Raw genomic sequence first — 5,109 nt, 5'->3', positions numbered from 1 at the left:
CCGCCAGAATTATAAGTAATAAGTGAGAAGTAAAAAGTAAGAAGTAAAAAATAAAAGAATTGGAGGGTCAGATTATGAAAACTATGAAGGTTATCGCTGTCGGACTTGTGTTATCGGTAATTGTTGTCGGGTGCAAGAAAAAAGAAGAACAGCCTGTCCCAAAAACACCGATGCAGCAGGCTCCAATGTCAATACCCATGCAGCCCTCGATGGCTCCTCACGGAACTGCTGGACCAAAAGTAGAGAAAAAGATTTTAGTGCCGGATAGTGTCAAGGCCAAATGGAATAAAGTAAAATTAGCAATCGAAGACAAGGCGTCTAAAAAGAGCAGCGAATATACAGTGAATGTCGGTTCCGAGTTTAAAGTGCCAAATACCAATCTGAGGATAGTTGTCGGCGAGTTCCTCCCTGACTTTAGAATGGATGAGGCCACAATCACATCGGCAAGCGATATGCCCAACAATCCGGCAGTGAGGGTCGAGGTGTTCGAGAATGGAAAGACTATCTTCAAAGGATGGCTCTATTCAAAGTTTCCGGCCATTCATCCGTTCGAGCATGAAAAGTACGGACTTACTCTGAAAGAAGGAGTGAAAAGATAGAAAAACAGGCAAAGGTAGAGGTAAAGGTAAAGAAAAGTAAAAAATAAATGTCTGCAACACTTTACCTTAACCTTTACCTCTACCTGTAGTTATATATGTCGACTTATATTCCATTAGGCAAAATCCCCACAAGCCCTGAGGAAAGAAAGGAATTGTTAGCCAGGAGGGTCGAGATGGAGGAATATCTCTCACATATTGAGCTTGCGCAGGTTCAGAGGAGGGTTATTGATTTCCTGACCTCTCAAAAGGGCTATGCTAATGCAGATATCGAAGCAAACAGAGATTTTAAGGTAAATCTTCCGGATGCCTCTTTTAATGCAAGGGCAGATATTATCCTGAAAATAGACGGAAAGATATTTTGCGTTATCAAATGTGTTATGAATTCCCTTGAATCGTGGGAGAGGCACTCCATAGCCTTTAGCCGTGTTGTTGAGTCATACCAGATACCGTATGCAGTCGTGACAGACAGCGAAAGCGCGCGGATACTGGATGTTATTGGAGGCAGATTAATATCTGAAGGCCTCGATTCAATACCGTCCAAAACCGATGCAATGAAGGTTATTAAGGAAAAATCATTTTCTCCATATCCGATAGAGAGGGCAGAAAAGGAAAAGAGGATCCTTTATGCCTTTGACGCTATTCAGTGCTCTACAGATCTCGGTGGTGTATAGATACCGAAAATTATTTTTTGACAATTTAAATAATCTGTGGTTTAATAGTATCGCCTTTAAAGATAGCCCTGTGAGGCTAAAAAGGTAAGGAGACATTGTGAAACACATATACGAAACAATATGCCTTCCCCTGAAGACAGGGGAAGGCTTTTTTTATGGGCATGATGAAAGAACTTTTAAATAAAAAAGACATGGAGAGGATAATTTCGAGGATCGCCCATGAGATTATCGAAAAGAACAAGGGCACAGAAAACCTCTGCATTGTTGGAATACAGCGTGGAGGCGTCCATCTCGCAAAAAGGCTTGCAAACAGGATAAAGGACATCGAGAATGTGGATATTACAGTAGGCTCCCTCGATATATCCCTTTACAGGGATGATATAGGGATAAGAAAGGAGCAGCCCGTTGTCAGAAAGACCGAAATACCCTGCGATATAACCGATAAAAAAATAGTCCTCGTGGATGACGTCCTGTTCACAGGCCGCTCTATAAGGGCTGCCATGGATGCATTGATGGATTTCGGGAGGCCTGCCCAGATACAGCTTGCTGTGCTCATAGACAGGGGTCACAGGGAATTGCCCATCAGGGCTGATTACGTGGGTAAGAATATTCCCACCTCGATGTCGGAGAGCATCGAGGTTCAGCTTGAGGAAGAGGGACTTGAAGACAGGGTATTGTTGCAGACATAAGGCATGAAGGATTTAGTCGGAATAAAGGAATTATCAAGAAATGAAATTGAGTTAATACTCAATACGGCATCGTCGTTCAAGGATATTTTAAAGAGGGATATTAAAAAGGTTCCTGCCCTGAGGGGCAAGACTGTTGTAAACCTCTTTTTTGAGCCGTCAACGAGGACCCGGACATCATTTGAACTGGCAGAAAAGAGGCTTAGCACGGACGTGCTGAATTTCTCTGTGCCGACGAGCAGCGTTGTCAAGGGAGAGAGTCTCTTTGATACCATCAAGACAATCGAGGCATACGGCGTGGATTTTATTGTAATGAGGCATTCGTCGAGCGGAACACCGCATTTCATTGCACGAAATGTAAATGCCTCTGTCATTAATGCCGGAGACGGTATAAACGAACACCCCACACAGGCGCTTCTCGATGCCTTCAGCATTATTGAAAAGAAGGGCAGCCTTGAAGGGCTTAAGATCGCAATAGTTGGAGATATACTTCACAGCAGGGTGGCAAAGTCGAATATATACCTTCTTTCAAAATTCGGTGTAAACATCAGGCTCATAGGCCCTCCGACCCTTATCCCCGACATGACGGACCATAATGTTGAGGTCTTTTATGAAATGGACGAGGGGCTTAAGGATTCCGATGTGATTATGATGCTGAGGATCCAGATGGAAAGACAGGGAAGGGGCTTTTTTCCATCCACTCTGGAATATTTCAAAAACTGGGGACTGGACATAAGAAGGCTCAAACTTGCAAAAAAAGATGCAGTAGTAATGCACCCCGGGCCGATGAACAGGGGCATAGAAATAAGCTCTGATGTGGCGGACTCGAAGCAGTCCATAATCCTCGAGCAGGTGACAAACGGACTTGCTGTTAGAATGGCTGTCATGTATTTACTGAGCGGGAGAAGCGAAAATGCCTGATGCAATTCTTATAAAAAACGGACATATAGTAGACCCGTCTCAAGGGATTGATGAGGTAGGAGATATACTGATCGAGGATGGGAAAATAACAGAAGTCAGAAGTCAGAAGTCAGAAGTCAGACATAAAGAAAAAGAATCTTTACGAACTATTGATGCCGCTGGACTTTATATATTCCCCGGCCTTGTTGATATGCATGTCCATTTAAGGGAGCCTGGCTTTGAATATAAGGAAACAATCAAGACAGGTACAATGGCTGCTGTAAAGGGAGGAATTACCTCTGTCTGCTGCATGCCAAATACAAATCCGGTTAATGACAATAAGACAGTTACGGAATTTATACTCAGAAAGACATATGCCGAAGGCTCATGCTATGTATATCCCATAGGGGCTATTACAAAGGGACAAAAGGGTGAGGAACTGGCCGAGATGACAATGATGCATGAGGCGGGCTGTGTTGCATTTTCTGACGATGGAAGGCCTGTTACGAGCAGCCTTATAATGAGAAGGGCTCTGGAATACTCAAGGGTATTGAATGTGCCCATTATTTCCCATTGCGAGGACATGAGCCTTTCCGAGGGCGGTGTAATGAATGAAGGGAGGCTATCGGCACAGATGGGGCTAAGGGGAATTCCATATGCGTCAGAAGATGCAATGGTTGCAAGGGATATTATCCTCTCAGAGCTTACCGGTGGCAGGCTTCACATTGCCCATGTATCAACAGAAGGCTCTGTAAGACTTCTAAGGCAGGCAAAGGAAAGGGGTGTAAAGGTGACTGCAGAGACATGCCCCCATTACTTTACAATTACAGAGGATGCTGTGAAGGGTTACAATACAAATGCCAAGGTAAATCCCCCTTTAAGGACGCAAAGGGATGTGGATGCGATAAAGGAGGGATTAAGGGACGGTACAATAGATGTAATAGCCACAGACCATGCTCCCCACCACAGGGATGAAAAGCTTCAGGAATTCGATAAGTCACCTTCAGGTATATCTGGCTTTGAGACGGCACTTTCTTTGTGCCTGAGGCTCGTACATGAAGGTGTTTTGACCATGTCGCAGCTCGTTGAGAAGATAACATTTGCTCCTGCCAAGATTTTAGGCATAAACGCAGGAACTTTGAAAGTTGACAATTATGCGGATATTACGATCGTGGACATGAATAGAGAGTTTAAGGTCGAGTCCGAAAATTTCTTGTCAAAAGGCAAGAATACGCCGTTTGATGGATGGACGCTGAAGGGGATGCCTGTGATAACAATATGCAAGGGAAAGATTTACGATTGGAGGAGTTAATTTGATAGAACATAGTATTTCCGCTTGTGCATGTAAATTCAATGGAGGATAGATGAATAGCTTTAAGACATACACTATCCCGATTGAAGATAGAGAGAGGTTGATCTTTATTGTTAAGTCTGAACTTTTAAAACACAAGGAGATTGTATTTGCCTATGTTTACGGCTCTTTTGTTGACCATGAAATGCCTTTTTTCAGGGATATAGACATAGGGGTTTTTGTAGATGAAAGCGCTGTGCCGGTCAATAAATTTATGGATTACTCGATAAATCTTTCATTAAAACTTGAATCACTGATGAAAAAATATCCTGTTGATGTGGTTATATTGAATAATGCCCCATTAAATCTCGTATTTAAAATTACACAAGGCGAATTGCTTTTTATTAGAGATGAAGACTTGTGGACTGATTTTGTTACAAAGGCATGGTCTTTATATAATGATCATGCTATTACAAGCAGACATATTCTTGAGGAGATAATAACAGCCTGATGATAGACAGGGACAGAGTAACAGCATATATATCTGAGATAAAGGTTTCTCTTGATAATCTTAAAAATTATGCACGGCTTGACAGACAAAGCTTTTTGTCTTCGCCTGTCGGCATCAGGGATACAAAATATTGCTTTATAATAGCAGGACAGGCAGCTATAGATCTGTGTTACTACCTTACAGCCAAACTGCTTAAAAAGGCTCCATCGGATTATGGTAATTGTTTTGAGCTTCTTAGCGAGACAGGCAAATTTAATGAAGAAACATTAAGGTGCATGGCAAATATGGCAAAATTCAGGAACCTGCTTGTTCATCATTATATAAAAGTTGATGATGAGCGGGTATATGATAAGCTTAATGAGATAGATTGTTTTGAAAAGTTCGTACAAGAGCTTGAAGATATTGTAAAAGAATAAGCGAGGTGGATAATAGTTATGAAGAAAATTATTTG

The 5,109-nt window shown here is 42.2% G+C and carries 7 protein-coding genes; all 7 read left to right on the top strand.

Features of this window, described 5'->3' with window-relative positions; translation table 11 throughout:
• Window positions 1-74: 74 nt before the first annotated feature.
• The 7 genes from V7L97_RS10995 to hepT all read left to right on the top strand — a co-directional run bounded on the left by V7L97_RS10995 (window position 75) and on the right by hepT (window position 5,074).
• Entirely contained in the window at window positions 75-599 is a 525-nt protein-coding gene (locus tag V7L97_RS10995) for a DUF2155 domain-containing protein (RefSeq protein WP_333655950.1), read from the top strand.
• 95 nt (window positions 600-694) lie between these two features.
• Entirely contained in the window at window positions 695-1,270 is a 576-nt protein-coding gene (locus V7L97_RS10990; RefSeq protein WP_333655948.1) for a type I restriction enzyme HsdR N-terminal domain-containing protein, read from the top strand.
• A 155-nt stretch (window positions 1,271-1,425) separates the two neighbouring features.
• Window positions 1,426-1,959 (top strand): bifunctional pyr operon transcriptional regulator/uracil phosphoribosyltransferase PyrR, encoded by a 534-nt coding sequence (gene pyrR / locus V7L97_RS10985; RefSeq protein WP_442891825.1) that lies wholly within the window; start codon window positions 1,426-1,428, stop codon window positions 1,957-1,959.
• Between the two features lie 3 nt (window positions 1,960-1,962).
• Window positions 1,963-2,877, top strand: a complete 915-nt coding sequence (locus V7L97_RS10980; RefSeq protein WP_333655944.1) for an aspartate carbamoyltransferase catalytic subunit — start codon at window positions 1,963-1,965, stop codon at window positions 2,875-2,877.
• Window positions 2,870-4,168, top strand: a complete 1,299-nt coding sequence (locus V7L97_RS10975; RefSeq protein WP_333655941.1) for a dihydroorotase — start codon at window positions 2,870-2,872, stop codon at window positions 4,166-4,168. The genes V7L97_RS10980 and V7L97_RS10975 overlap by 8 nt, the downstream gene beginning before the upstream one ends.
• Before the next feature lie 52 nt (window positions 4,169-4,220).
• Window positions 4,221-4,658 carry a nucleotidyltransferase domain-containing protein gene (locus tag V7L97_RS10970; RefSeq protein ID WP_333655939.1) on the top strand — a complete coding sequence of 146 codons (438 nt, stop codon included), beginning with the start codon at window positions 4,221-4,223 and terminating at the stop codon, window positions 4,656-4,658.
• The gene (gene hepT, locus V7L97_RS10965; RefSeq protein ID WP_333655938.1) at window positions 4,658-5,074 is read left to right on the top strand and encodes a type VII toxin-antitoxin system HepT family RNase toxin; all 417 of its coding nucleotides are present in this window, start codon (window positions 4,658-4,660) and stop codon (window positions 5,072-5,074) included. Before V7L97_RS10970 ends, hepT begins: the two co-directional genes overlap by 1 nt.
• Window positions 5,075-5,109 lie beyond the last annotated feature (35 nt).

This window comes from Dissulfurispira sp. (assembly GCF_036745535.1).
Classification (GTDB): Bacteria; Nitrospirota; Thermodesulfovibrionia; order Thermodesulfovibrionales; family Dissulfurispiraceae; genus Dissulfurispira.
Note: the sequence above shows the minus strand (reverse complement) of the source record. Positions and strands in the feature narration are given on the sequence as shown.

Coding starts and splice junctions, on each gene's coding strand:
- V7L97_RS10975 (WP_333655941.1), top strand. CDS start 2,870: ATGCCTGATGCAATTCTTATAAAAAACGGACATATAGTAGACCCGTCT.
- V7L97_RS10995 (WP_333655950.1), top strand. CDS start 75: ATGAAAACTATGAAGGTTATCGCTGTCGGACTTGTGTTATCGGTAATT.
- V7L97_RS10970 (WP_333655939.1), top strand. CDS start 4,221: ATGAATAGCTTTAAGACATACACTATCCCGATTGAAGATAGAGAGAGG.
- pyrR (WP_442891825.1), top strand. CDS start 1,426: ATGGGCATGATGAAAGAACTTTTAAATAAAAAAGACATGGAGAGGATA.
- V7L97_RS10990 (WP_333655948.1), top strand. CDS start 695: ATGTCGACTTATATTCCATTAGGCAAAATCCCCACAAGCCCTGAGGAA.
- V7L97_RS10980 (WP_333655944.1), top strand. CDS start 1,963: ATGAAGGATTTAGTCGGAATAAAGGAATTATCAAGAAATGAAATTGAG.
- hepT (WP_333655938.1), top strand. CDS start 4,658: ATGATAGACAGGGACAGAGTAACAGCATATATATCTGAGATAAAGGTT.